Raw genomic sequence first — 1,432 nt, 5'->3', positions numbered from 1 at the left:
TGAAGTGAACCCTGAAAGTTGGATATCCAACGAGTAAGGGTTTTTATTTTATGGCAAAGAAAAAGTACACAAGTGAATTTAAACGTAAAGTCGTTCTTCATTACCTGAATAGCAGCGATGGTACGAAAAGAACTGCGGCAAAATTTAATATTGACCACGGTGCTGTTCGTCGTTGGACGGAACATTGGAAAGCCAGCGGCGAAGATGGATTTACCATTACAACCAAGAGATATACAGCAGAGTTCAAAGAAGAGGTACTTCTTTGGATGATGGAAAATAATGAGTCCTCTCGCAAGGCGGCTGCGAAGTTCAAGATAGCCGCAGCTTGCACTGTTAGCCGATGGGCTCGCCTATATCGAGAAGGTGGTATCATGGCTCTTCGCAATAAGCCTAAAGGGGGCTCCGTGGCTCAAAAATCGAAGAAACCAAGAAAAGAACTGATTCCTCCTTATCCAACGTTCGAAAGTGCTGAAGAAGAGCTGGCTTATCTTCGAGCAGAGAATGCTTATTTAAAAAAGTGGCATGCCTTAGCTCAGGAAAAACCAAAGAGAAAGCCCAAATCGTCGTAGGGCTAAGGCAGCACCATAAACTCTCCACACTGCTTTATATCGCTGAACTGCCGCGTAGTACGTTTTATTGGCAGGTTAAATCCATGGCAAAGAAGTCCCCATATGAGAGTGAAGCTCAGCGGGTCAAGGAGTTGTTCCATCACCACAAAGGGCGTTACGGTTACCGGCGTATCACGCTCGCACTACGCCGTGAAGGGTGTCAACTCAATCATAAAACCGTGCTAAAGCTCATGCGTCAACAAAGCCTAGCTTCGAATTTACGAAGTAAGAAATATCGGTCATATAAAGGGACATACGGCAAGGTTGCCCCGAATCGGTTAGAACGAAACTTCCATGCAAAGGCGCCAAATCAGAAATGGGTCACGGATGTAACCGAGTTCAAACTCAAAGGGAAAAAGCTTTATCTATCGCCCGTTCTGGACCTATATAACAGCGAAGTCATTGCTTGGAATATGGAAACGCACCCCAACATGAACCTGGTAACCAAGATGCTAGACGACGCTTTGGGTAAGCTGCAACCCGGTGAATCTCCAATCCTTCATTCTGATCAAGGGTGGCAATATCAGATGGTTGGCTATCAGTCCAAGCTCGAAGCCGTGGACGTGAAACAGAGTATGTCTCGCAAAGGAAACTGCTTGGATAACGCGGTCGTGGAGAACTTCTTCGGCTTATTGAAATCGGAGTGTTGGTTCAATGAAGAATACGAAGATACCGATCAGTTGAGAAATGCAATAGACGAATATATCCACTACTACAATCATGAACGGATAAAAGTTAAACTAAATGGTCTGAGTCCGGTAGAGTTCCGAACTCAGACCATGATAGCCGCCTATTAAAGTGTCCAATAAATGGGGTTCACTTCA

Annotated in this window: 1 protein-coding gene; it reads left to right on the top strand. The window is 45.0% G+C overall.

Annotated elements, in window-relative coordinates; genetic code table 11:
• Positions 1 to 50 precede the first annotated feature (50 nt).
• Positions 51 to 1,405 (top strand): IS3 family transposase gene (locus tag GOU96_RS17465; protein ID WP_142541607.1). Its coding sequence is split into 2 segments (ribosomal slippage): positions 51 to 519 and positions 519 to 1,405, totalling 1,356 coding nucleotides; the frame shifts between segments, so codons are not numbered across the junction.
• Positions 1,406 to 1,432 lie beyond the last annotated feature (27 nt).

It is taken from the genome of Vibrio sp. R-1 (assembly GCF_035615595.1).
Taxonomy (GTDB): Bacteria; Pseudomonadota; Gammaproteobacteria; order Enterobacterales; family Vibrionaceae; genus Vibrio; species Vibrio cholerae.
This window is presented reverse-complemented; position numbering and strand designations above follow the sequence as displayed.